Annotated in this window: 2 protein-coding genes; both read left to right on the forward strand. The window is 40.3% G+C overall.

Annotation, left to right across the window (positions count from 1 at the left end; translation table 11 throughout):
• A partial coding sequence (locus ACS8FC_RS18585; protein WP_439297877.1) for a VOC family protein occupies window positions 1-303 on the forward strand: 303 nt, incomplete at its 5' end.
• Window positions 304-635: lysozyme inhibitor LprI family protein (locus ACS8FC_RS18590; RefSeq protein WP_439297878.1), on the forward strand; the 332-nt coding region annotated here is incomplete at its 3' end.

Genomic DNA, 635 nt, shown 5'->3' on the forward strand with positions numbered 1-635 from the left:
TTCAGCTTATATTTTTTAGCAACGCATGAGGGTGCGCCGGAGATTGAGGTGACGCACAACTGGGATGAAAGAGAATATACCAATGGCGATAATTTTGGGCACTTTGCCTTTAGAGTTGACAACATATACGCACAGTGCGACACCTTTATACAGGCAGGGATCGAGATATTAAGACCGCCTAGAGATGGCCATATGGCTTTTGTTAAAGACCCTAATAATATCTCAATTGAGCTGCTACAAAATGGCGAAGACTTAGAACCTATTGAGCCTTGGATTTCGATGGAAAATATTGGCAGTTGGTAGGTGAGTGAGGCTAACGAGGCTGATTTTTTTGCAGAAAGTGATGATGACACGTATATCACAGTTATATCTTTCTTAAAATATAACCAAGCCCTAAGAGATGAGGGTAATATGAAAAAGTTATGCATCACGACAATCGGTATTTTAGGCACCTGCCTCCTTTCCACTTATGCAAATTCAGCAAGTTTTGATTGCAATAAGGCTGCTACGTGGGTAGAAAAAACAGTTTGCGAAAGCTCTGAGCTTTCTAAGCTTGATGACACAATGGCAAAAAAATATAAAAGCAATCTTGACGCTGCTCCTGACTATGAAGACAGCAAAGCTTTTAAAGATAG

It is taken from the genome of Psychrobacter sp. 1Y4 (genome assembly GCF_051847555.1).